General features: G+C 64.0%; 23 protein-coding genes. 14 read left to right on the top strand and 9 right to left on the bottom strand.

Features of this window, described 5'->3' with window-relative positions; translation table 11 throughout:
• Positions 1–367: 367 nt before the first annotated feature.
• Genes NFI08_RS20455 through NFI08_RS20445 form a run of 3 tightly spaced genes read right to left on the bottom strand, consistent with a single transcriptional unit; the run spans position 368 to position 1,997 of the window.
• Entirely contained in the window at positions 368–712 is a 345-nt protein-coding gene (locus tag NFI08_RS20455; RefSeq protein ID WP_108448872.1) for an AzlD domain-containing protein, read from the bottom strand.
• A complete protein-coding gene (locus NFI08_RS20450) occupies positions 709–1,434 on the bottom strand; it encodes an AzlC family ABC transporter permease (RefSeq protein WP_108448873.1) in 726 nt (241 codons plus the stop codon). Before NFI08_RS20450 ends, NFI08_RS20455 begins: the two co-directional genes overlap by 4 nt.
• Entirely contained in the window at positions 1,431–1,997 is a 567-nt protein-coding gene (locus tag NFI08_RS20445) for a helix-turn-helix domain-containing protein (RefSeq protein WP_108448874.1), read from the bottom strand. Before NFI08_RS20445 ends, NFI08_RS20450 begins: the two co-directional genes overlap by 4 nt.
• 116 nt (positions 1,998–2,113) lie before the next feature.
• Between NFI08_RS20445 and NFI08_RS20440 the strand changes: the two genes are divergently transcribed.
• On the top strand, positions 2,114–2,788 hold the full coding sequence (locus NFI08_RS20440; RefSeq protein WP_108448875.1) for a metallophosphoesterase: 675 nt from the start codon (positions 2,114–2,116) through the stop codon (positions 2,786–2,788).
• Positions 2,789–3,334: 546 nt separating this feature from the next.
• Here the strand turns inward: NFI08_RS20440 and NFI08_RS20435 are convergent.
• Together NFI08_RS20435 and NFI08_RS20430 are read right to left on the bottom strand one after the other, a co-directional pair.
• Entirely contained in the window at positions 3,335–3,757 is a 423-nt protein-coding gene (locus NFI08_RS20435) for a CBS domain-containing protein (protein WP_045994411.1), read from the bottom strand.
• Between the two features lie 50 nt (positions 3,758–3,807).
• Positions 3,808–5,274, bottom strand: coding sequence for a dihydrolipoyl dehydrogenase (locus NFI08_RS20430; RefSeq protein ID WP_045994412.1), 1,467 nt, complete (start codon positions 5,272–5,274; stop codon positions 3,808–3,810).
• 194 nt (positions 5,275–5,468) lie between these two features.
• Here NFI08_RS20430 and NFI08_RS20425 point away from each other — a divergent pair, with 194 nt between their 5' ends.
• The 8 genes from NFI08_RS20425 to NFI08_RS20390 all read left to right on the top strand — a co-directional run bounded on the left by NFI08_RS20425 (position 5,469) and on the right by NFI08_RS20390 (position 12,033).
• Positions 5,469–6,095 carry a YqaE/Pmp3 family membrane protein gene (locus NFI08_RS20425; protein WP_349591381.1) on the top strand — a complete coding sequence of 209 codons (627 nt, stop codon included), beginning with the start codon at positions 5,469–5,471 and terminating at the stop codon, positions 6,093–6,095.
• 90 nt (positions 6,096–6,185) lie between these two features.
• Positions 6,186–7,055: a DMT family transporter gene (locus tag NFI08_RS20420; protein WP_045994414.1), complete on the top strand. Its 870-nt coding sequence runs from the start codon at positions 6,186–6,188 to the stop codon at positions 7,053–7,055.
• A gap of 121 nt (positions 7,056–7,176) precedes the next feature.
• Entirely contained in the window at positions 7,177–8,058 is an 882-nt protein-coding gene (locus NFI08_RS20415) for an NAD(+) kinase (protein WP_108132991.1), read from the top strand.
• A gap of 13 nt (positions 8,059–8,071) precedes the next feature.
• Positions 8,072–9,058 (top strand): metallophosphoesterase, encoded by a 987-nt coding sequence (locus NFI08_RS20410; protein ID WP_108133024.1) that lies wholly within the window; start codon positions 8,072–8,074, stop codon positions 9,056–9,058.
• A 271-nt stretch (positions 9,059–9,329) separates the two neighbouring features.
• Positions 9,330–10,175 (top strand): rhomboid family intramembrane serine protease, encoded by an 846-nt coding sequence (locus tag NFI08_RS20405; RefSeq protein WP_349591380.1) that lies wholly within the window; start codon positions 9,330–9,332, stop codon positions 10,173–10,175.
• A gap of 9 nt (positions 10,176–10,184) precedes the next feature.
• Positions 10,185–10,481: a YeaC family protein gene (locus NFI08_RS20400; RefSeq protein ID WP_045994422.1), complete on the top strand. Its 297-nt coding sequence runs from the start codon at positions 10,185–10,187 to the stop codon at positions 10,479–10,481.
• A complete protein-coding gene (locus tag NFI08_RS20395; protein WP_502881144.1) occupies positions 10,465–11,301 on the top strand; it encodes a DUF2797 domain-containing protein in 837 nt (278 codons plus the stop codon). Before NFI08_RS20400 ends, NFI08_RS20395 begins: the two co-directional genes overlap by 17 nt.
• 51 nt (positions 11,302–11,352) lie before the next feature.
• Positions 11,353–12,033 (top strand): glutathione S-transferase family protein, encoded by a 681-nt coding sequence (locus tag NFI08_RS20390; RefSeq protein ID WP_349591379.1) that lies wholly within the window; start codon positions 11,353–11,355, stop codon positions 12,031–12,033.
• A gap of 120 nt (positions 12,034–12,153) precedes the next feature.
• On the opposite strand, the gene NFI08_RS20385 is transcribed toward NFI08_RS20390, so the two are convergent.
• The 4 genes from NFI08_RS20385 to NFI08_RS20370 all read right to left on the bottom strand — a co-directional run bounded on the left by NFI08_RS20385 (position 12,154) and on the right by NFI08_RS20370 (position 16,634).
• Positions 12,154–12,612, bottom strand: a complete 459-nt coding sequence (locus NFI08_RS20385; protein WP_349591378.1) for a hypothetical protein — start codon at positions 12,610–12,612, stop codon at positions 12,154–12,156.
• Between the two features lie 14 nt (positions 12,613–12,626).
• Positions 12,627–13,943 (bottom strand): sulfite oxidase, encoded by a 1,317-nt coding sequence (locus tag NFI08_RS20380; RefSeq protein ID WP_349591377.1) that lies wholly within the window; start codon positions 13,941–13,943, stop codon positions 12,627–12,629.
• Positions 13,944–14,090: 147 nt separating this feature from the next.
• Positions 14,091–14,885: a radical SAM protein gene (locus tag NFI08_RS20375; RefSeq protein ID WP_349591376.1), complete on the bottom strand. Its 795-nt coding sequence runs from the start codon at positions 14,883–14,885 to the stop codon at positions 14,091–14,093.
• 180 nt (positions 14,886–15,065) lie between these two features.
• Positions 15,066–16,634, bottom strand: a complete 1,569-nt coding sequence (locus tag NFI08_RS20370) for an arylsulfatase (protein ID WP_108448883.1) — start codon at positions 16,632–16,634, stop codon at positions 15,066–15,068.
• A gap of 623 nt (positions 16,635–17,257) precedes the next feature.
• On the opposite strand from NFI08_RS20370, the gene gltS reads away from it, so the two are divergent.
• The 5 genes from gltS (at position 17,258) to NFI08_RS20345 (ending at position 22,784) form a co-directional block, all read left to right on the top strand.
• Positions 17,258–18,466: a sodium/glutamate symporter gene (gene gltS, locus NFI08_RS20365; RefSeq protein ID WP_108448884.1), complete on the top strand. Its 1,209-nt coding sequence runs from the start codon at positions 17,258–17,260 to the stop codon at positions 18,464–18,466.
• A gap of 443 nt (positions 18,467–18,909) precedes the next feature.
• On the top strand, positions 18,910–19,944 hold the full coding sequence (gene cobT / locus NFI08_RS20360; protein WP_108449019.1) for a nicotinate-nucleotide--dimethylbenzimidazole phosphoribosyltransferase: 1,035 nt from the start codon (positions 18,910–18,912) through the stop codon (positions 19,942–19,944).
• 58 nt (positions 19,945–20,002) lie between these two features.
• Positions 20,003–20,983 carry an adenosylcobinamide-phosphate synthase CbiB gene (gene cbiB / locus NFI08_RS20355; protein ID WP_108448886.1) on the top strand — a complete coding sequence of 327 codons (981 nt, stop codon included), beginning with the start codon at positions 20,003–20,005 and terminating at the stop codon, positions 20,981–20,983.
• Positions 20,980–22,167 carry a threonine-phosphate decarboxylase CobD gene (cobD, locus tag NFI08_RS20350; RefSeq protein WP_108448887.1) on the top strand — a complete coding sequence of 396 codons (1,188 nt, stop codon included), beginning with the start codon at positions 20,980–20,982 and terminating at the stop codon, positions 22,165–22,167. Before cbiB ends, cobD begins: the two co-directional genes overlap by 4 nt.
• The gene (locus NFI08_RS20345; RefSeq protein ID WP_108448888.1) at positions 22,164–22,784 is read left to right on the top strand and encodes a bifunctional adenosylcobinamide kinase/adenosylcobinamide-phosphate guanylyltransferase; all 621 of its coding nucleotides are present in this window, start codon (positions 22,164–22,166) and stop codon (positions 22,782–22,784) included. Before cobD ends, NFI08_RS20345 begins: the two co-directional genes overlap by 4 nt.
• The last annotated feature ends 13 nt before the right edge of the window (positions 22,785–22,797 follow it).

Genomic DNA, 22,797 nt, shown 5'->3' with positions numbered 1-22,797 from the left:
ACCTCGGGAGTGGAAGGTGCTGGGAGCAAGGTCGAAGCAGGTTCTTGTTTTTTCTTTTTAAAATGCCTTTTCCATCCTGGAGCCGGCACTGGAGCCAAACGAGTATCGGCCGATATCGGCCAAGCTTTAGTATCTTGCGCGCATAAATAAGGGAGAGCGCCTGGCCGCGCAGGAAAAGCCTGCGGGTCAAACGATGGAACACGGCGAGTTGGGGGCAGGAAGGCAGCGGCCCGCCACCATTCGGTGCGGGCCAGACGGAAATAGGCACAGGGAAAGGAAAAGGCAAGACCGCTTGGGTTGCGGACAGCAATACCCGGTAGGCCTTTTAGTGTCAGCGTCGATTTGAGTGTCAGCGTCGACTTGAGTGTCAGAGCGAACCGGCCAATACCAGCGTCAGTCCGTAGGCGGCCACGCCGGCAGCGACCGGCCAGCCCAGCGATCGCGTTCGATACCATACCGCAAGCGTCGCCAGTACTCCCACGCCAGTGGCGCTCCAGCTGGCGATGTTCGGCTGTGTTGGTACCAACGAGACGCCCAGCACGGCGGCGATCATCAAAGGCCCCAGCACCGACAGCCACTGCGGCATCGGTTCGACGCTGTCTTCCGTCTGGCGCTCGGCGAGACGACGGCGCATCCATATCAGGGGCGCCATTCGCATTAGCAGGGTGCCCAGGGTGGTCGCTACCACCGCCATCCACAGCATAGTGGTCATGATCGACTCCTTGTGACCGGTGAACGTTTGACGATAAAGAAGCAAAGTGCGCCGCACAGAGCCGCCAGGGGGATGCCGGCATTGGCCACCCCCAGCACCGCCAGCAGGGCGCCTGCGGCGATGGTCACCAGGGTCGCCAGGCCCCAGCGGAAGCTGGACAGGCGAGGCACCACCAGCACGAGAAACAGGGCAGGCAGGGCAAAGGGCATCACCTCGCCCAGCAGCGGCCAGCGTTCCACCACCCATTCGCCCCCCAGTGCACCCACGGCGGTACCTGCGATCCAGGCCAGCCAGGCCAGCAGGGCGGCGCCGGTGTACCAGCCAAGCCGAGCCGCCTCCGGCAGTTGCGGCAGACGCGTCAGCGCCAGGGCGAAGACCTGGTCGGTCAGACCGTGCATCAGTGCAGGCCACCAGCGGCTCGTGGTCATCGAGGCGGCAAGGTTCGGGGCGTAGACCACGTGGCGAACATTGATCAACAGGGTCATGGCGACCACCAGCCATAGAGGAGCGCCACCTGCCACCATGCCGACGAACACGAACTGGGAGGCGCCGGCATAGATCAGGGTAGAGATGGCGACGGCTTCCCAGGCACTGAAGCCCGCCTGGACGGCTACCAGGCCAAAGGAGATGGCGATGGGGATATAGCCGCCGAGCAGCGGGATCGCCTCGCGGACGCCGGTCACCCAGGGGCTGGCACGCAAAGGAGTCGTCGTGGTGGTCATCGAGAGGTTTCCGGTGGATGGTAGACGATGGTCAGGGTGGCGGAAGTGGCTTGGTTGTCGGACGCGTAGAGGTGTGGACGATCCGCCGCGAAGGTGACGCTCTGGCCCGGGCCCAGAGTTTGGCTCTCGTGCTCGGGGCCGGTGGTCAACCGGCCGGAGATCACCGTGACGGTCTCGTGCACGCCAGCGGGGTGGGCTTCGCTGAGCCGATAGACGTCAGGGTCCAGGCGCATCCAGTAGACGTCGACGGCCGGTTGGCTATCGCCCTGATCGATCAACTGGACCTGCACGCCCTGATCATCCAGCGCCGTGGTCACGGGCTTTATCAGGGTGCCGAAAGGCACCTCGAGACAGCTCGCCAGGCGCCACAGGGTGTCCAGGGTAGGGTTGCCGTTGCCCTGCTCCAGCCGAGACAGGTTCGACTTGGCGACGCCGGCGTCGCTGGCCAGGCGGGATAGCGACCAGCCACGCAATTGGCGCAGATGCTGAAGATGCCGGCCGAGTGCTTCGGCATGCAGCGTGTCGTCGCTTGAGAAGCTAGCTTGGGAGAAGGGCTCGATCATGAGGTCACTGTTCGGTTGAGCTGTTGTTCCATTTATCGAACGTTCTGTAAAAGAAACATAGGACGAATGTTGCGATGGCGTCAAGCCTGAGCTCGCACTGGGGCGGGAGAAGACTCATGCGCTGTATCCGTCATGGACCAAACCGCAAGGGGCGTGATTACGTCGTCGGTGACGTGCACGGCCAGTACGCCCAGTTGATGGAAGCGCTGGAGAGAGTCGACTTCGATGTCGCCCGGGACCGGCTGTTCTGCGTCGGTGATCTGGTCGACAGGGGAGAGGCATCGCTCGCCTGTCTGACGCTGGCGCTCGAGCCTTGGTGCTTTGCGGTGATGGGCAATCACGAACAGATGGCGATCACCGCCCTGGCCGAAGGCGGAGGAATGGCCTGGGATCTGTGGCAGCGCAATGGCGGTAACTGGGTCTTTCTCGATGGCGTCGAGGAGGCCCGTAGCACCATGAATGCCGCCCGCCCGCATCTTCCGCTGGCTCGGGAAGTCGTCGCGGGACAACGTCGCCTGGGCGTAGTGCACGCCGATCCACCCGACGACTGGGGCCAGATCGAGCAGACCCCGGCCGAGCACCTGCTATGGTCGCGGCGTAGATTCCGACGTGACAGCGGCGGCAGCCTGGACTCGACCCGCGTCGAGGGCGTCGATGCGGTGGTGGTGGGGCACACCATCGTCGAGGCACCGCTGTGGCTTGGCAATGTTCTGCATCTGGATACCGGTGCCTGTGCCGGCGGGCGCCTCACGCTGGCCGCTGTTGACGACATCCTTGATGCCATTCCCTGATTGACCTGGCCGGCGGTGCCCATTGTTGGTCGTCGCGTAGTGGCAGCGTCGATCTCTTGCCACAGACCTTGGAACCGACGCAGAACGCTGTGGTCAGTAGGGCGCTTCTCTCACCGCTGTGCACCGTCCGGCCTAGGGGAGGAAAAAAAATTTTCGATGAAAGGAGAACTTTTCTGGTGACGACTGTCATATGTGGTACAGACAGCATGCGCGATGGCAGTCGTTAGCAGTGTTGATCTGGTTTGCTAAATCGATCGTTGCGCCTCATGGCTTCCATGGGGCGTTTTTTTTGCTTTGGCGAAGGTGCTCTCCCTCTCTCCCTTACCTGTGAGCCCGGGGCATATCAGGCATGCTCCATGAACGCCCTTACGGTTTGCACAAGTGCCAGGGGCATCTGGAGGATCGAGGAGGCCGATGCAAGGCGGTGGTGCCAGGCGATGGTGCCAGGCAATGGTGTCAGCGTTGGCGCTACCGACAGCACGCCCACCGCCGGCATCGTGATGCCGGCGGTGGGCGTCTATAGAAGGTGTTACGCAACAGGAGGGGTCAGGCGCTTCGTTGATGGCGTCGCATGGTGAGCACGGCGGTAAGCACGTCGCGGCGGGTGACGATACCCACCAGTCGGCCCTGTTCGGTGACGGGATACACCTTGGGTTTTGCTCCCAGCATTTCCTGGGCCAGGTCGACGATGCTCTTGGTGGGAGATACCGACAGGACTTCGTTACGCATCATTTCATGGACCAGCGGTGCCTCGTGATCCAGATAGAGGCTCTCGATCACCTTGCCCAGCACGTCCTGCTCGGAGATGAAGCCGATCAGGTGATCGCCGTTGTCCACCACCGGGGCCCCTGGCAATCGGTGCAGAGCGAGACCTTCCGCCAGGGTGGAAATGGAGGTCTTGCCGCTGACGCGGTAGCAGTCCTTGGACATGATGTCCCGGACGATCGATGGAGGTGCCTTGTGTGGCATAACCGCTCTCCTTTGAAGCGGCCCGGCGCCATGCGTCGGGCCCTTGACCGTCAAGCGCCTGGACCGCACTCCAGGCAGCGTTCGGTGATCGCCGGACCCCTGCGCAGATGCACGTTGAGGTCCCTCAGTGCTGTTCTCAGGCCTTCTTCGACCACCGGGTGGTAGAAGGGCATTTCCAGCAGGCGATCCACGGTCAATCGTTGGTCGATGGACCAGGCCAACAGGTGGCCCAGGTGTTCCGCCCTTGGGCCGAACATTTCCGCGCCGAGAAGAATTCCCGAGCCGTGCTCTGCGTAAAGCCTCAGCATGCCTCGGTTCTGCCGCATCACCGTGGACCGTCCCTGATCCTCGAACGAGACCTCGCCGATGGCCACGTTGGTCAGTTGTTCATCCCGACGCTTGAGTTCAGCGTAGCCTACTCCAGCGCTTGCCATCTGCGGATCGGTAAACACCACCGCCAACGGAGTACGCCTGCGACCGGCGCGAATATCCGGGTAGCGTCCGGCGTTTTCGCCTGCGATGCGTCCCTCGTCGGACGCCTCGTGCAGCAGGGGAAGATCCTGGTTGGCATCACCGGCGATAAAGATTGGTGCGGGCGAACCGTCATCGAAGCGACACTGCATGGTCAGCCGGTCGAACACCGGCACACCGCGGTCGTTGAGTTCCAGCCCGGTCTTCGGCAGGTCCAGCTTGTCCACGTTGGGCCGGCGTCCGGTGGCCGCCAGCAGGTAGTCGAAACGCTCGGTCTTCTCGGTGTTGCTGTCGCGACAGTGGAAGGTCACCACCACCTGATCGCCGTCCCGGTCGACCTTCTTGACGGTGGCGTCGGGGTCCAGCGGAAACCCTGTGTTGAACTCCTTGTCGGCGAGCGCCTTGAGATCGGGATCGCCGAGAGGACCGATGGCGCCGCCGACGCCGAACATGCGCACTCGCACGCCCAGATGGTGCAGCGCCTGACCGAGTTCAAGGCCGATGACGCCGGGCCCGAATACCACCACCGACTCGGGCAGGTCATCCCATTCGAACAGGTCGTCGTTGATGATCAGGCGATCCCCGGCGGCATTGAGAAAGTCGGGCCAGGAGGGGCGGGAGCCGGTGGCGATGACGATGCGCTTGGCCTTGATACGCGTATGGTCGCCCACCACCAGGGTGTTGGCGTCTTCGAAGCGAGCGGCACCGACGATGCGGTCGTCTTCCTCGATGCGGGACATCGAACTCAGTACGCTGCCGACGAAACGATCCCGCTCCCGCTGGAGGCGTTGCATGACTGCGGGGCCGTCGACGCTGACGCCGCTGACCTTGACCCCGAAGCCCTCGGAGTCACGTGCCTGCTGGGCCACGTCGGCGGCGGAAATCAGCAGCTTGGACGGCATGCAGCCGACCCGTGCGCAGGTTGTGCCGTAGGCGCCGGATTCGATCAGCACCAGCTTGTCGGTATGTTGTCGCGCCGCGTGCCAGGCACCAAGGCCGGCGCTTCCTGCTCCGATAATGGCGATCTCGACCTGTCTTTCCTGCATGATGTCTCTCCTGGGAGCTGAAGATGGCGCTGTGGGGAACCCGTGGGGGTGACCTCTATCAAAACAGTAGGACAGTTGAGGCGGGTTTCTCTATCAATCAGGCGTTGCTGTTACATCAAAGCCTGTATTGGCACACTGAAATGGGCCATCGGAGATACCGGTGGCGTCATTCGACCCTGGAGGTAAGTTCTCTGATGGACGCGCGAGAGTATCTGGCCCGCAAGGGGCTCGACGGTGAGCGAGACAAGGAAAGGCCCAACACCCTCGAGGAAAAGGCCTGGGACCGAGCGCGGGAGTCCCACGACCATCGTCCCAGGGCCGGGACACCCCATGACTGGGAAGACTGGGAGCGTTACCACGATGTCCTGGCCGAAGGCGCGGAAAGCCTGGAGCAGAAGATTGACGCCGAGGCCCATCGCCAGGCCCAGGAGCAGGCAGCGCGTGACGCGCAGCCGCAGCGTGCGCAGGCTGGGGCGATGGATAGCCCTTCAAATAGCCCTTCAAATAGCCCGGCAGATAGCCCGGCGGTGGAGCACTTCACCCCACCGCCTGTGCCCGAACAGAAGGAAGGCACCGATGCGCATGCGTCCAGAACCAGTGACGAGCCCATGACATCCTCGCCCCAGGTGGCGTCGGCGTTGATGGCGTCGCCAGCGGCCCGGCTCGCCTTGATGGTGCTGGTGCTGCTAATGCCCCCGCTGGCGGTGGCGGTAGCCGAAGGTGGTTCGCGCCGGATCGCGATTGCGTTCCTGCTGACCCTGCTGGGCTGGCTGCCTGGGGTGGCGTACGGGGCCTGGTGGTTGAAGCAGGTCAATCATTGAGGCGAGCAGGGCTCAGGGGGGGCAAGCGTTGGGCCGGAGAGGGTGTTCGCGTATACTGCCGTAAACCTTTTTGACTAGTGGGAGTTTACGGTGGGCTATCTGGTGGTGGTCACCGCCCTGTGGGCGTTCTCGTTTTCGCTGATTGGCGTCTATCTGGCCGGTCAGGTGGACAGCTATTTCGCGGTGATGATGCGGGTGGGGCTGGCGGCGCTGGTGTTCCTGCCGTTGTTGAAGCCCGGCCTGCTCGATCTGCGCCACAAGCTCGCGCTGATGGCACTTGGTGCCGTCCAGCTTGGCATCATGTACATCTTCTTCTACCAGTCCTTCGTGCTCCTGTCGGTGCCGGAGGTGCTGCTGTTCACCATCTTCACGCCGCTGTACATCGCCATTCTGGATGACCTGGCGTTTGGTCGTTTCACTCCCTTCCATCTGGTCACTGCAGGGCTTGCGGTGATCGGCGCGGCGGTCATTCGCTACAAGGGCGTCAACGACGACTTCTGGCTGGGATTCCTGGTGGTGCAGGGGGCCAATCTCTGCTTTGCCATGGGGCAGGTCGGCTATCGGCGCCTGTCGGCGGCACTGCCCCCCTCTTTGCCTCGCCACCATGTATTCGCCTGGTTCTACCTGGGTGCGGCCTGCATAGCGCTGCCGGCCTTCGCGCTGTTGGGAAGCACCTCGGGGCTGCCGACGACACCCCTGCAGTGGGGGGTGCTGCTGTGGCTGGGACTGGTCGCCTCGGGGCTCGGCTACTTCCTGTGGAACCTGGGCGCCGTGCGGGTGGATGCAGGCGCCCTGGCGATCATGAACAACATGCTGATTCCTGCTGGCCTTGCGGTGAACCTGGTGATCTGGAACCGCGAGGCTGATCTGGTGCGTCTGGCCATGGGAGGCGCCATCATCGCCGGTTCGCTGTGGCTCAACGCCTGGTGGCAGCGGCGTCACAGGACGGCGCCGGTCTAATTGATCGTTAGTCTGGGTGATCATCGATCTGGGCCATGCGTTGGCCTGAGGCGCCGGGCGCGGTTTGCTCCGCCAGGCCCCCCTCGCCATAATGAGCGGTCGCCAAGGGAAGGATGCGTGGATGCAATCGTTCAAGAACATCGGACTGATCGGGCGCCTGGGCAGCGCCAAGGTGGTCGAGACCCTCAAGCGGCTGATTCGTTTTCTGGATGACGCCGGCTACCACGTGATCGTGGAAGACCGTACCGCCTCGGCGTTGCTGGAACGTGGCCATGCCGAGGCCAGTCGCCGCATGCTCGGCGAACTGTGTGATCTGGTGATCGTGGTCGGGGGCGACGGCAGCCTGCTGGGCGCGGCCCGCACCCTGTGTCGCAGCGGAACCCTGGTGCTGGGGGTCAATCGTGGACGGCTGGGCTTCTTGACCGATATCTCGCCAGATGAACTCGAGGCCCGTGTCGGTGAGGTGCTGGCGGGACAGTACGAGGTCGAACAGCGCTTTCTGCTCGACGCCGAGCTCTACCGCGGGGATTCCCTGGTGGGCAGCGGCGATGCCCTCAATGAAGTGGTACTGCACCCGGGCAAGGCGGTGCGGATGATCGAGTTCGAACTGTTCATCGATGGCCAGTTCGTCTACAGCCAGCGCAGCGATGGCCTGATCATCGCCACGCCGACCGGTTCCACCGCCTACGCCATGTCCGGCGGTGGCCCGATCATGCATCCGAAGCTCGACGTGGTGACGCTGGTGCCGATGTTCCCGCACACCCTTTCGAGCCGGCCCATCGTGATCGACGCCGGCTGCGAGATACGCTGTCATATCGGTGAGACCAACCAGACCTATCCCCACATCAGCTGTGACGGCCAGACCCGTGCCGTGGCCAAGCCCGATGATGTTCTGGTGATCCGGCGCAAGCCCCAGAACGTTCAACTGGTGCACCCTCTGGGTCACAACTTCTATGACGTCCTGCGCAGCAAGCTGGGCTGGAGCAACAGGCTGGGAGATTGACGTGAGCAGGCGACTGGACGGCTACGACCTGATCGGTGACGTTCATGGCTGCGGCGCCACCCTGGCGGCGCTGCTGGAACGGCTGGGGTATCACCTGCGTGGCGGTGTCTATCGTCATCCCCAGCGCAAGGCGATCTTCCTCGGGGACCTGATCGACCGTGGCCCGCGTATCCGCCTGGCGGTCTCCATCGCCAGACGCATGGTGGAAGAGGGCGAGGCCTATATCGTGCTGGGCAATCACGAGATCAATGCCCTGACGTACACCCAGAAGGCCCCGCCTGAGCACGGCAGGGAATGGCTACGCCCGCATACACCGCGTCACAACCGCATCATTCGTGAAACCCTCGAGCAGTACCATGACCACCCCCAGGAGTGGGATGATGCCCTGGCGTGGTTTCGCCAGATCCCCCTGTGTCTCGAGATCGACGGCATCCGGGTGGTCCACGCCTGCTGGGACGACCGCCTGATCGAATCCTTCAGGCAGCTCCGGCCCGACGGCTGTCTGGACCACGACTTCCTGCTCCAGGCCTCGAGCCCGGGTACCGAAGAGTCGAGGATCCTCGAGCGCCTGACCCGCGGCGGTTCCATCGACCTGCCCGGGGACACGGTTATCCATTCCGGAGACGGTTTCACTCGACGAAGCTTTCGGACCCACTTCTGGGCACGAGACCCTCGCACCTGGGGTGACGTGGTGTTCCAGCCGGACAATCTACCGGGAGACCTCGAGGACCGGCCGTTGAGCGACAGCGAACGGGCCAGCCTCAGCTACTATGGCCCCGACCAGCCCCCGCTGTTCATCGGCCACTACTGGTGCGAAGGCGTCCCGGCCTTGCCGGCACCGAATATTGCCTGTCTCGACTACAGCGCGGTGAAGTTCGGTCGACTGGTGGCCTATCGCTACAGCTTTGAATCCCGCCTCGACGCCAACCACTTTGTATGGGTGCCGGTGCCCAGGGATGTGCGTGCGAGGCCCTTGCCCCGAGAGATCGTCTTCGACTGATACAAAACGTTACATTAAAGTCGGGCAGCCGACTGAACCCTTTGTCAAAAGCGGCGTCTGAGTAGGTGTTCCCTTGAATGATCCCTTGCTCTTGTCCGGCGGCCCCCTCCGCCGGACTTTTTCTGTGTGGATGAAAAAGACATCCTGCCATGCCCGGCTTGCCGTCGGGCCTTTCGCCCATCTGTGCCGCGTGTGACCGCTGCCCCTACCGGCCAACGTCATTTCAGGCCATCATCTCTGGGCCGCCACCCTTTTTCGCGCTGGAGACGCCATGTTCCGGGTCATGCTGATCCCCCACGATATCGATACTCGCGAGCTGCGACAGGCGCTCTGGTCGCACCGCATCGGACACCGTATCACCGACGAGGACGACGGCCAGGTACTGTGGCTGATGGACCCGAAACAACAGGACGCTCTGGCCGAGGTGATCACTCGCTGGCAGCGTGGAGAGGCGATACCCGCGCCGAGTGCCTCGAAGCCGAGACCGGCACGTCACTGGTGGCCGCTGCTGCGCCAGCATCCGGTCACCTTGTCGGTGCTCGGGCTGTGTCTGGTGGTGTTTGGTGCCATCGCTGTGTGGGGAGACATGGTGCTGGCGTGGCTGGCGATCGTGCCTGTGGGCATCCGTGGCGGGGCGCTGGCCGTCGGCAGTATCCCCGATGCGCTGGCGGCGGGGCAGGTATGGCGCCCGCTGTCGCCGATCTTCCTGCATTTCGGCTGGATGCACCTGATCTTCAACATGATGTGGTTGTGGTATTTCGGCCGTCAGGTGGAGACCCTGCATGGCCCATTGCGCATGCTGACGCTGGTGGTGGTGGCGGGGCTTGCCGGCAACCTGGCCCAGTACGCCACCGGCACGGTGCTGTTCGGTGGCATGTCGGGCGTCGACTTTGCGTTGCTTGGCTACGTCTGGTTGATGTCCCGTCGCGCGCCGGCCAGCGGCTTCTTCGTGCCGCAGATGCTGGTGCTGTTCATGCTCGGCTGGATGGTCTTCACCATGACCGACGTCGCCGGGCTGGTGGGCTTTGGCAATGTGGCCAACGAGGCGCACCTGGGCGGTCTGCTCGTGGGGCTGGTGCTGGGCTGGTATCATTCCCGCAAATCACGTCTTCACTAGAGCGATGCCATGAGCGACATGACCTTCGAGCGAATGATTTCCCAGATGACGCCGTCGATCTACCAGAGCCTCAAGCAGGCGGTGTCGCTGCGCAAGTGGCCGGACGGGCGAATGCTGACGGCCGAGCAGATCGAGCTGTGCATGGAAGCCGTGATGCGCTACGAGCACGACAACAATGTGCCCGAGGAGAGCCGCATCGGCTACCTGGAGCAACGCACCTGCGGCGCTGGGCCCGGTGGGCCATCGAGCAGTGCCGGGGTTTCCGAAGACATGGCGGGGCTCGCCCGGGATGCTAGTCGTGACTGAAGTACTTGCCCACGGATGTCTGTCCAAGATGGGGGTCGAACCCGACTCCCCCGCGCGCTACACCCTCAAGGCCGGCGAGAACCGTCTGCCGCTCAACGACTACCTGGGCCGCACCCTGCGTCTCGAGTGGAGCGGGGCGATCGCCTGTACCCACTGTGGGCGTGCGACCAGGAAGAGCTTCGGGCAAGGCCACTGCTATCCCTGCTTCAAGCGCCTGGCCCAGTGTGACAGCTGCATCATGAAGCCCGAGCTGTGCCACTTTTTCGAGGGGACCTGTCGCGAGCCCGAGTGGGGCGAGCGGTTCTGCTTCCAGCCCCACGTCGTCTACCTGTCCAACGCTTCCGGGCTCAAGGTCGGGATCACCCGCAATACCCAGATGCCGACGCGCTGGCTCGACCAGGGCGCGATTCAGGCGTTGCCGATCCTCGAGGTGGACAGCCGCCAGCAGTCTGGCTTCGTCGAGGTGCTGTTCAAGAACGAGGTGTCGGATCGCACCAACTGGCGGGCGATGCTCAAGGGCCAGGTCGAGGAACTGGATCTGGCCGCAGAGCGCGACCGTCTGCTGGAGAGGCTGTCGGCGGGGCTGGGCGATCTACGCGAGCGCTTCGGCGCCGATGCTATCCGTCCCCTGGACGGCAGCCCACGTCGCTTCGACTACCCGGTACTGGAGTACCCCACCAAGGTCACGTCTCACAACCTCGACAAGAATCCGCGAGTCGAGGGCACGCTGATGGGAATCAAGGGCCAGTATCTGATCTTCGATACCGGAGTGATCAATCTTCGCAAGTACACCGGCTACGAGATGTCGCTGGCGGCTTGATCAACGTCACCGGCAGCGACAGGCGCTGTCAGCGACCCAGGGAGCACTGTCATGTACGTGCTGCATATCGCCAATCGACAGACGTCGTCTTGGTCGCTGAGGGCCTGGCTGACCTTTCGCCAGCTCGAGATTCCCTTCGAGCTGGCCTTTCACCCCTTCGATGAGCAGGGCAACAGTCACGCCGACTTTCGTCGGTTTTCGCCCTCGGGGCGAGTTCCCTGTCTGCATCATGACGAACGGGTGGTGTGGGACTCGCTGGCCATCATCGAATACCTGGCCGAGCGTCATTCCGAGATCTGGCCTGAGCATGTGGACGCCAGATGCTGGGCCAGAAGTGCCTGTGCCGAGATGCATTCAGGTTTCAGTGCTCTCAGGCAGCAGTGTCCGATGCACTGCGCGCTGCGCGTACGCTTGAACGAAAAGACGCCCGAGCTGCTGGATGACCTGCATCGGCTGAACGAACTGTTTGAAGACGGCTTGACGCGCTTTGGTGGACCTTACCTGTGCGGCGAGCGGTTTACCGCCGCAGACGCCTTTTTCGCCCCCATCGCCTTCAGGATGCGAACCTACGACCTGCCCATGGGTGGCCCGTCTCGCGACTACCTCGAGCGACTCCTCGCGTTGCCCGCCATGCGCCAATGGCAAAGCGAGGCGGTTTGCGAGCGGTTCCGTGAGTTAACTCTCGAGGCGCAGATCCTCGCCAGCGGCACTGTGCTCAAGGACTTGCGCTGAAGGATCTGCGCTGAAGGATCTGTGGTAGGGCATCTGACCCTACCTGTCAGAGCATACGATGCCCGATTCCGCTGTCGCAGAATCGGGCCGATCAGCCGCCTTTCGACCGCGTCCGTTGTTTCAACCTTCTGTGCTGGTCTCGCTGGCCTGTGGTGCCGGCGGCATCAGATGCTTGGGCAGGTTCTGCCGCCTGGCATCGGTCCTCGGGCCGTAGTGGGTCGACAGGTAGTCGAGGATGGTGGCTTCCATTTCGGGATTGAACTGCCACAGGCCCTGGGTTTCCTGCATCCAGTCGATCAGGTAGGCCCAGTGCTCGCGTGACCCCCTGTTCTGGGTGACCAGGGCGGCGGAGTGGCAGACGGTGCAGTTGCCCTTGACCGTCTGCCAGCCCTCGGCCATCACGAACCCGCTGTCCGGGTCGGTCTCGAGGGGGGCATCTGTGGCTTGCCCAGAGGCCTCGCCTGTCGATTGAGCCAGGCCAAAGGGGCTGAACAGCACCGCGCCGAGCAGCAGGCCAGTCATCAAGAGCGGGCGGGTCGACGACCATGCCCTATGCCTTCTGGTAGTACGAATTCCCATGCCAGTCTCCTCCCTCAGCCGACCTGAACCGCGATGCGGTGACAGGCGTTGTTGAGGTAGCCCTTGGGGTTCCAGCCGGGCACCACCATGGGCTGGGACTGGCCGTTTTCGTCCACCGCCCGGGCCCACACCTCGTAATAGCCTGGCTCGGGGAACTCGACCTGGGTGGTAAAGCGCTGCCAGGCGAGGCGATTGGGTGCGTCGTTGAGGCTGGCCTTCTGCCAGGTGGCACCGAAGTCGATGGAGGTGTGCACCTCGGATACCGACAGATCCCCCGCCCAGGCGTGGCCGCGCACCTCCATCGGCTGGCCCTGGGCGTGCTCGATCCCTGATCGCGGGTAGGTGATCAGGGACTTCACCGGCATCGACTGGATGGTGACGAAGTCTTCCTTGGCCACCTTAGTGCCCGGTGCCACCGGGTTCGCCGGCACGCTGTAGGAGGGAGGCGCCATCTTGGCTCCATCGTGCTTCTGGTTGCGCACGACGATCTGCTTGAGCCACTTGCCCGATACCGAGCCCGGCCAGCCGCCGCACACCAGGCGCAGCGGGTAGCCGTTCTGGTAGGGAATGTCCTCGCCGTTCATCGCCCAGGCGATCAGCGACTCGTCCTCCAGGGCCTTTTCCATCGGCACACCGCGAGATATCGCATTTTTGTCGGCGGCGCCGCTGGCATGGCGATCGGCGCCGTAGTAACCGATATAGACGGCGTCGTCGGCGATGCCACAGGCCTCCAGCACATCGCGAAGTCGTACCCCGGTAAAGGTCGGGCAGGCCACCGCACCGGTGGTCCACTGGTTGCCGCTGGCGGCGGGGACGTACTCGCTGCGACCATTGCCGCCGCACTCTACCTGAAGCTGGTAGGTGTGCTCGGAGAAGCGCTCCTTCAGCTCGGCGATGGTGAAGGTGGCGGGGTTCTGGCACGACTCGCCGGTGATTTCCAGCGTCCAGGTGGCGGGATCGATCTCGGCTCGCTCCGGGGGCAGGCCGTTGTTGCGCACGAACATGTAGCGCGCCGGGGTAATGTCATCGTCGAGCAGATGGGCCGGTGTCTCGGCGTTGATCGGACGGTCGTTGAGGACCCTCAGCCCCTCCTTGCCCTCGATCTCGAAGGCTTCGTCGCTCTGGGCCAGGGCTGCGGGAATCAGGCCTCCCGGCATGAAGCGTGCGAAGGGAATGCTGGCGCCGAGTACCGCGCTCATGGCCAGCAGGCTGGAGCCGGTGAGAAATCCACGACGGCTGACGGGATCCACCTGCCGCCCCCACAGCTTGCGATCGGCGTCCACGGGATCCTTGGCGTAGAGGGCGTGCAGGCCCTTGGTCTGGCGGCGCATGCAGAACTCCTTATATTTTAATTGTAGGTCGTTATTCCAGAGGATCCTTGTAGCGTAGGTGGTGGCACCGGCGGCAGCCAGGGACAGTTGGAAGGCGGCAATGGGTCCAGCGCTGGGGCATAGCGGCCTTGAGGCGGTGGCGACTCGCTAAAATAACGATCCCTGACGATGGGGCGCCCTGAAGCTCTCGGTATCCAGCTCACTATCAGTATCAAGACCGCTATCAAGGCCACTATCAAGGCGACTATCACTACGTCGAGAGAGGCCCAGGCGACGGCAGGCCTTGCGGAAGCGTTGGTCGAGCAGTTCGGCGAAGACGCCCTGGCCGCGCATGCGGTGGCCGAAGCGACTGTCGTAGTCCTGGCCGTTGCGACACTGGCGAATCAGGCTCATGACCTTGGCGGCGCGCTCAGGATAGTGGGCCTCGAGCCAGGCCTCGAACAGCGGCGCGACCTCGCGTGGCAGTCGCAACAGCATCCAGCCGGCGGTGCTGGCGCCGGCGTCCCTGGCGGCCTGAAGCAGGCGCTCGAGTTCATGGTCGGTAAGCCCGGGAATCACCGGCGAGACCAGGGTGCCCACCGGTACACCGGCATCGGCAAGCTCGCCGATGACCCTGAGTCGGGCCCGGGGTGAGGCGGTGCGCGGCTCCAGCTGACGCTTGAGTTCGGTGTCAAGGCTGGTGAGGCTGACCATCACCCGCACCAGGCGGCGGCTTGCCAGTTCACTCAACAGGTCCTTGTCGCGCAGGATCAGCGCGCTCTTGGCGCTCTCGGTGGCAGTGACGGTGGCGATGCGATCAGGCGTTGCCTCTTGCCACCAGCCGTCGTCCACCTGTTCGCTTCGGGTGGGAGAAAAACGATTGGCGGGATCATAGGTCGCGCCGCGGCCCTTCAAGGGGCCTGTAGCGCTTCTTTGCTGGCCGTCGTCATGATAGTGATCCATGCCTGCAAGGCTAGTCGAATACTGTCTATATATCCAGTAGTGTGATGTCTCGAACGAACGCGGAGCAGAGCTATGGGCTGAATAAGGAGATAAACGGGGGCTGAACAAGAGCTGAACGGGGAGCACAACGGCAGGAGGCCGCCCAATGGGCGGCCTCCTGTCTGCTTGCTGATGTCGCTGTTACTGTTTCGGCGTGAAGGAGCCGGCTTCCTGACGCTGTGGGTACTCTTCGAAGGTGGCCATGAAGTCTGCCACGATCTTGCCCACCGGACCGAAGGCGTACATGCGACGCAGTTGCCAGTCGTCGTAGTAGGAAGAGTCTTCCGGCGCCATCTCGAACGGATCGGCACGCAGGTCGATCAGAAGCGGTGCCTTGAGCGGCGTCTGCTGGCGGCGCCACGCATCCATGCCCTCGTGCTCCTGGATGCTGAAGTGTGCCTTGTACTGGCCGAAGCGCACCGCACCCAGGGAACCATCATCGACGAAGGCGAAGAAGGTGTCGCGCGGCCACTCGCCGGCATCTTCCTCACCGGTCAGGTGGGGCAGCATGTTGTAGCCATCCAGGTGTACGTTGAAGTCCTTGTCACCGGCGGTGTAACCGTCAAGCAGCTGCTCCTTGATGTCCGGTACGCCAGCGGCGGCGACCAGGGTCGGGAACACGTCTTCGAGCGAAAGGATGTCGTTGGACACCTGGCCCGGCTCGATATGCCCTGGCCACTTCATCATGAACGGCACCCGAATGCCGCCTTCCCAGGTGGTGGCCTTCTCGCCACGGAAGGGCGAGGTACCGCCATCCGGCCAGGTAAACTTCTCGGCGCCGTTGTCGGTGGTGTAGATGACGATGGTGTTCTCATCGGCACCCAGCTCTTCCAGCTTGTCGAGCAGTTGGCCGACCAGGGCGTCGTGCTCGGTCATGCCATCGGCGTAGACGCCAAGTCCGGTGCGGCCTTCACTCTCTTCCTTGAGGTGGGTGAAGATGTGCATGCGGGTGGTGTTGTACCACACGAACCAGGGTGTATCGGAGGCTTCCTGGCGCTCGATGAAGTCCTCGGTGGCGGCCAGGAATTCCTCGTCGATGGTCTCCATGCGCTGTTGAGTCAGCGGGCCGGTGTCCTCGATCTGGCCATCGGCGGACGAGCGAATGACACCGCGGGGGCCGAACTGTTCACGGAAGCCTGGATCGGTGGGATAGTCGGGATTTTCCGGCTCTTCTTCGGCGTTCAGGTGGTAGAGGTTGCCGAAGAATTCGTCGAAACCGTGATTGGTCGGCAGGTACTCGTCGCGATCGCCGAGGTGGTTCTTGCCGAACTGACCGGTGGCGTAGCCCATCGGCTTGAGGATCTCGGCGATGGTCGGATCTTCCGGCTGCAGGCCGAGCGGGTCGCCGGGCATGCCGATCTTGAGAAGACCGGTACGCTTGGGTGACTGACCGGTGATGAAGGCAGAGCGGCCGGCGGTACAACTCTGCTGGCCATAGGCGTCGGTGAAGCGGATACCTTCTTCGGCGATGCTGTCGATGTTGGGCGTGGTGTAACCCATCATGCCGCTGTTGTAGGCGCTGGTGTTAAACCAGCCGATGTCATCGCCCATGATGACCAGAATGTTGGGCTTGTCTGATGACGCCTCGGAAGAGGTTTCTTCTTCGGTCGCGGACGCTGGCTGAATGCTGGCTGCCAGGCCGACCGCAGCAATCGATGCCGCCACGATGCCCTTCCAGGGCGAAGGTATTGCCGACGAATACACTTTCATGATCGTTCCCTTAAATTAAATGATGTCAATGACATGGCATTGATACAGCGGAGTGATGTGTTGGCCTGCTCTCCTTGCTGGTCGACTTACTACTTGCTGGTCAGGTCCTGACAGCCGGCGCGTAAAGGCCGGCGGCATCGTTGTATTTCCTCCGATCCCCGCCCGCTGGGCTGGAACCAGGGGGAGGGAAGGCTGAGTCTGCTGGCTCAGCTAAAAGTGTGCCTTGATGGGCATGCAAGACAGCATAGTAAACGATCATTGCTTGTGCATGACCAACTTCCCCGAGCCTGCCCAAAGGGCGGTCTCCTTTGCTTTGCCATCGTCGACTCGACCGTCAGGGTGCCCTCGCCCTCTGTGTCGTTGGTCATCGCCCTCTGTGTCATTGGTCGTGGCCCTTGGCACCTTCTCCCTTGGCTGAGTGTGAACCGCTGTTTCTGCCTGGACCCTCCCTCGGGTGGGGCGGACCGCTGAGGACACAAGAGGGAGCAAAAGCTTGCTCCACGACAAATAGGCCCCTCTCATGCCTGAATGTTTGTCCAGTAGTCTAAGGGCGGGCACCTGGCGTAGCCGCACCGAAAGTCACCAGGAGGGTGTCCTTCGAGGGCGAAGGAGAGCGAAGGCAGATGAATATAGGCTTGAACGCTGTGGAAACAATGGCACTGGCGCTGGTCCTGCTGATGGTGGGCATTCAGCTTCGGCGCCGGGTGGAGTGGCTCGAGCGCATGTGCGTACCGACGCCGGTGGTCGGGGGCATCGGCTTCGCCGTGCTGGTATGGCTGCTGCGATCGATGGACGTGCTGACGCTGGATCTGGACACCAGCGTTCAGGATCCGATGATGATCGCCTTCTTCGCCACGGTAGGGCTCGGTGGCAGTCTCTCGGTGCTGGCCAGGGGCGGGCGTTCGCTGGTGATCTTCCTGTTGACCTGCTGGGCCCTGGTACTGGTGCAAAATGGTATCGGTATCGGCGTCGCCTCGATGATCGGGCTCGACCCCCTGATCGGCCTGATGGCGGGCGGGCCTTCGCTGGAAGGCGGCTTTGGCGGTGCGGCGGCCTTCGGGCCAGAGGCGGAAGCGCTCGGTGCCGACGGCGCCCTGACCGCCGCCATGACGGCGGCCACCTACGGTGTCATCACCGGTAGTCTGCTGGGCGCGCCTCTCGCCCGCTGGTTGATCGAGCGGTTCAAGCTTCGCATCGAGGCTGAGGAGGTCGGTGGGCTTGCCGATCTGCACGAGGAACACCTGAGCGAAGACGATCAGACGCTGACCCCGCATCGGGTACTGAAGGCCATGGCGGTGGTGGTGCCGGTGATGGTCATCGGCCTGGCCTGCCGCGAATTCATGAAAGAGAAACTCGGCATCGTGCTGCCAAGTTACGTCGGGGCCATGTTCGTGGCCATCGTGCTGCGCAACCTGAACGATCACCTTCGCCTGGTCGAGGTGTCCGAGCGCGCCATCAATCTGATCGGAGAAGTCAGCCTGGCGATCTTCCTGACCATGGCCATGATGAACCTGAAGATCTGGCAACTGCAGGGCATGGGGCTTGGCCTGGCGCTGATCCTGATGATTCAGACGCTGGTGATCATGGCCATCGCGGCGCTGGTGGTCTTTCGTTCGCTCGGCAGCAACTACGACGCCGCCGTACTCTCCGCCGGCTTTATCGGTTTTGGCCTGGGCGCTACGCCCAACGCCTTCGCCAACATGGGCGCCGTCTGCGACCACTATAAGGTGGTATCGAGCAAGGCCTACATCATCGTTCCGCTGTGTGGCGCCGTCTTGATCGACATGGTCTCCGTGCCCGCCATCACCTGGTGTCTCAACGTCTTTGCCTGAGGTCACGCTCGAGCGGTATCACCAGTAGAACCGTTTCATGAATAGATACCGACGCCGTGCCCACCCGGGCGCGGCGTCGGTCGTCCTGTCGAATCATGATGAATGCGGGGGCCTCGAACGGGGCTCGAACGGGGTTTGAATGAGGCAAGGCGACCCGCAGCACGACCCGCAGCACGACCTGCAGCACGACCTGCAGCATAGACGCTCGATCGCGGATCCGTTTCCGAGGGAAGATCGCCTTTCGGTGATCTGCTAAGCTCGGCGGCTTGTTGCCCGCCTGTTTGCGTGTCTGAAGGCTCGGGCGGTCTTTTTCTTATTCGCCGCCCGGGCGGCGTTTGTGCCATCAGGATATCGCCGTGCGTGACCAGTCCTCGTCCTCTACTCCCGCCTCGACGCTTGACTCGACCCTTGAGTCACCCCTTGCTTCAACTCTTTCCTCCAATATTGGCCGCATTCCTTCGCTGGACCTTGAGGCCCGCCGCCTGGCCAGTGCACGTCTCGATAGCCTGACCAAGCCCCCCGGCAGCCTGGGTCGACTCGAGAAGCTCGCTGCGGATCTGGCGGCGATGACCGGAGAGCCGTTACCCCGGGTCGACCCTGCGGCCATCATCGTGTTCGCCGCAGACCACGGGGTGGCGGCGGAAGGCGTGTCGGCCTTTCCGGCCTCGGTCACCGCCCAGATGGTCGCCAACTTCGCCCGCGGGGGCGCCGCCATCAACGTTTTCGCCCGCCAGATCAATGCCCGGCTCGAGGTCGTCGACGTTGGGGTGGCCACGCCCAGCGACCAGGTGCCGGGTGTGGTGCTCGATCGGGTGCGGGCGGGCAGCGGCAATATCGCCTGCGAGGACGCCATGAGTCCCGACGAGGTAAAGGCGGCGCTTGAGGTCGGCATTCGTGCCGTCGAGCGCGCCCGCGCTGCGGGTGCCCGCTGTGTCATCCTGGGAGAGATGGGCATCGCCAACACCACCGCAAGCAGTGCTCTGCTGGCCGCCTTTACCGGCCTTTCCGCCGAGGAGGTGGTGGGGCGTGGCACCGGTATCGACGATGCGCGTCTGGACCACAAGCGCAAGGTCATCGCCAGGGCGCTGGCACGGGGCACTGGCGATACCGCCCTCGATACACTGGCGCGTCTGGGCGGGCTCGAGATCGCCGCCATGGCAGGGGCCTGCCTGGGCGCAGCGACGGGTCGCACGCCGGTGCTGGTGGACGGTTTTATCGCCACGGTAGCGGCCCTTGCGGCGACTCGGCTGGCGCCTGGCGTGCGCGACTACCTGGTGTTTGGCCATCGCAGCGATGAGGCCGGTCACGGTGAGGCGCTGGCCGCACTCGGCGGTGAGCCGCTGTTGTCACTTGGCCTGCGCCTGGGCGAAGGCAGCGGCGCGGCCCTGGCGTATCCGCTGCTCGCCAGTGCCTGCGCCATGCTCAGCGAGATGGCGACATTCGCCGACGCCGGAGTCGAGGGTGGCCCGTCGGCATGAGGCGAGCAGACGTCGTGAGAGTAGATGACGACAGCGCGGCCAGGGGGTGGTGGTTCCCATGACGCTGCCGCCACTGAGCCCCGAGTTGCTGGCGTTGGTGCTCGCCGCCCTGGTGCTGGACCTTTGGCTGGGAGATCCACGCTGGTTGCCGCATCCGGTGGTCGGCATGGGCCGACTGATCGGCGCCCTGGAAGCGCGGCTTAACCGTGGCAGGCCGCAGGCGCGTCGAGCCAAGGGCGTGGTGCTCACGCTGGTGGTGGTGGGGCTTGCATGGACGCTGGCCACTCTGGCGATTGGCCTTGCCGGTGTCGTCTCGCCCTGGCTGGCGCTGGTGGTGGAGGGCTTGCTTTTGTGGACCTGCCTTGCCTGCCGGGGCCTGGTGCAGGCGGCCCGCGCGGTGGCCACACCGCTGGCAAGGGGCGATCTGTATCAGGCGCGGCGCGCGGTCTCGGCCATCGTCGGGCGCGATACCCGGGAGCTCGACGAGGCCGGGGTGAGCCGAGCGTGCGTCGAGAGCGTGGCCGAAAATACCGTCGATGGCATCACCGCACCGCTGTTCTGGGCTCTGCTTGGCGGTGCGCCCCTGGCCTTGGCCTACAAGGCAGCCAATACTCTGGATTCCATGGTCGGCCATCGCAGCGATCGCTACCGCGAGTTCGGCTGGGCCTCGGCTCGCTTCGACGATCTGGTCAACCTGCTGCCGGCTCGGCTGACGGCGCTGGCCATGTGGTGTCTTGCTGCGGTGGTTCCGGGGCTGCGCAGGCGCGGCGCCTGGTCGGCGACGTGCCGGCAGGCACCGGCCCACCCCAGTCCCAACGCCGGCTGGCCGGAGGCCATGGTGGCCAATCTGCTCAGCGTCGAGCTGGGCGGGGTAAACCGCTACGGCGATCAGATCAGCGACCGGGCGCGGCTGGGTACGCCCACCGAGACGTTAAAGGCGCGTCACATCGACGCCGCGATTCGCTGTCTCTACGCCGGTACGGCGGGCGTGCTGACACTGCTGGCCTTGATCATCCTGGTGCTGGAGGCCGTGCGATGACATCGACCCACACTCGGCACCTGAGCGACACAAGCGCGAGCCAGACGCCAACGCAGGGCCAGGGCTCTTGCTGGCCTGATCACGGCGGCCAGGGCGCGGCGCTGCTCGACAGACTTGGCCTGTCGTCGGTGACACCGACCATGGATGTGAGCGCGAGCCTCAACCCGCTGGGCCCGCCGGCCTGGCTTGCTGATTGGCTCGCCCGCGCCATGAACGAGGTGCGCCACTATCCTGACCCCGAGCACCGGGACGCCGTGGCGGCCCTGGCGGCGTCTCTGGGGATAGCGCCACCGTCGGTGGTGTTGACCAACGGCGGCGCCGAGGCGATCCACCTGGTGGCCCGGGCCTATCGTCGCACCCGCGCCTTGATCATCGAGCCGACCTTTGGTGAGTACGCCCGGGCATGCCGGCTCAACGATATCGAGATCGAGCGTTTGCAGCTCAGCGGAGATGACTTCCGGCTGGACGTCGAGGCGCTCTCGGCGCGCCTTGCCCCTGTCGATCTGGTGTTTGTGTGTCGCCCCAACAATCCCACCGGCACGCGCCTTCCCAGAAGTGACGTGGAAGCGCTGGTGGCGGCGGCCAGGCGCAGCGACACCCTGGTGGTCATCGACGAAGCCTTCGTCGACTTTGCCGACGATGAAGCCCCGCTCACCGATCTGGTGGAACAGGGCGAGCCGCTGGTGCTGTTGCGCTCGTTGACCAAGTTTTACGCCCTGGCGGGGCTGCGGCTTGGCTATCTGGTGGCGTCCCCGCAGCGCTGTCGTGCGCTGCAACACCATCAGGTGGCCTGGAGCGTCAACGGCCTGGCTGCCGCAGTAGTTCCCGAGCTGCTGGCCGATGGCGACTTTGCGCGTCGCACGCGCGACTGGCTTCACTCCGAGCGTGCCTATCTGACGGCAGGCCTGCGCGATCTGGGCCTGACGGTGGTGGACTCCCAGGCCAATTTCGTGCTGTTCAGGCCGCCGGGCCAGCCGTCGCAGGCCAATGGCGAAGCCTTGTTGTCGTATCTGGCACGTCATGGTTGTCTGGCTCGCCACACCCACACCTTCAACGGGTTGGACGGCGCCTGGATTCGCGTGGCGCTGCAGCGCCGAGCCGACAATGATCGCCTGCTCAGATGGCTTGGCGACTGGCTCGGCGACTGGCTCGGCGACGCCCAGTCTCGTGGAGAGAACCGATGATCGCCTTTGTCAGCGGTGGCGTGCGTTCGGGCAAGAGTCACGTTGCCGAACAGGCGGCACTGGCGCTCCACGCCGACAAGCCCCGGGGGCAGCTCTGGTACCTGGCAACCGCCAGGGCCGAGGAGGGCGAGATGGCCACGCGGGTGGCGCGCCACCAGGCCCGGCGTGACAGCCGCTGGCATACGCTGGAGGCACCGCAGGACCTGTTGGTCGCCTGGCGTCAGGTGAGCACAGGCGACACCGTGCTGCTGGATTGCCTGACGCTGTGGTCGAGTCAGCGCCTGTTTGCCGACGGCCTCGAGCGTGACGACCGGCGCGCTGCGGCGAGAGACGCCTTTAACCAACTAGCAGCGCTGCTCGCGGACGCTCGCCGACGTGATATCGCGCTGGTGGTCGTATCCAACGACCTCAACGAGGAATTGCCGCCGAAGGACGCCTTGGTGCGCTGGTACCTGAGCGAGCTCCAGCGTCTGCACCTGCTGTTGGCGCGGTGTGCCGATCGGGTGGTGGAGGTGGTCGCGGGGCAGGCCATCGAGTGGAAGCCGGCGGGGGAACGTCCCGCTGACGTGAGGGCAGGAGCGGGCAACAGGCTGGGTAGAGGAGAGTCGAGTGAGTGATCTAAGGCCGCGA

The organism is Halomonas sp. EF61 (genome assembly GCF_040147045.1).
Taxonomy (GTDB): Bacteria; Pseudomonadota; Gammaproteobacteria; order Pseudomonadales; family Halomonadaceae; genus Halomonas; species Halomonas litopenaei.
Note: the sequence above shows the minus strand (reverse complement) of the source record. Positions and strands in the feature narration are given on the sequence as shown.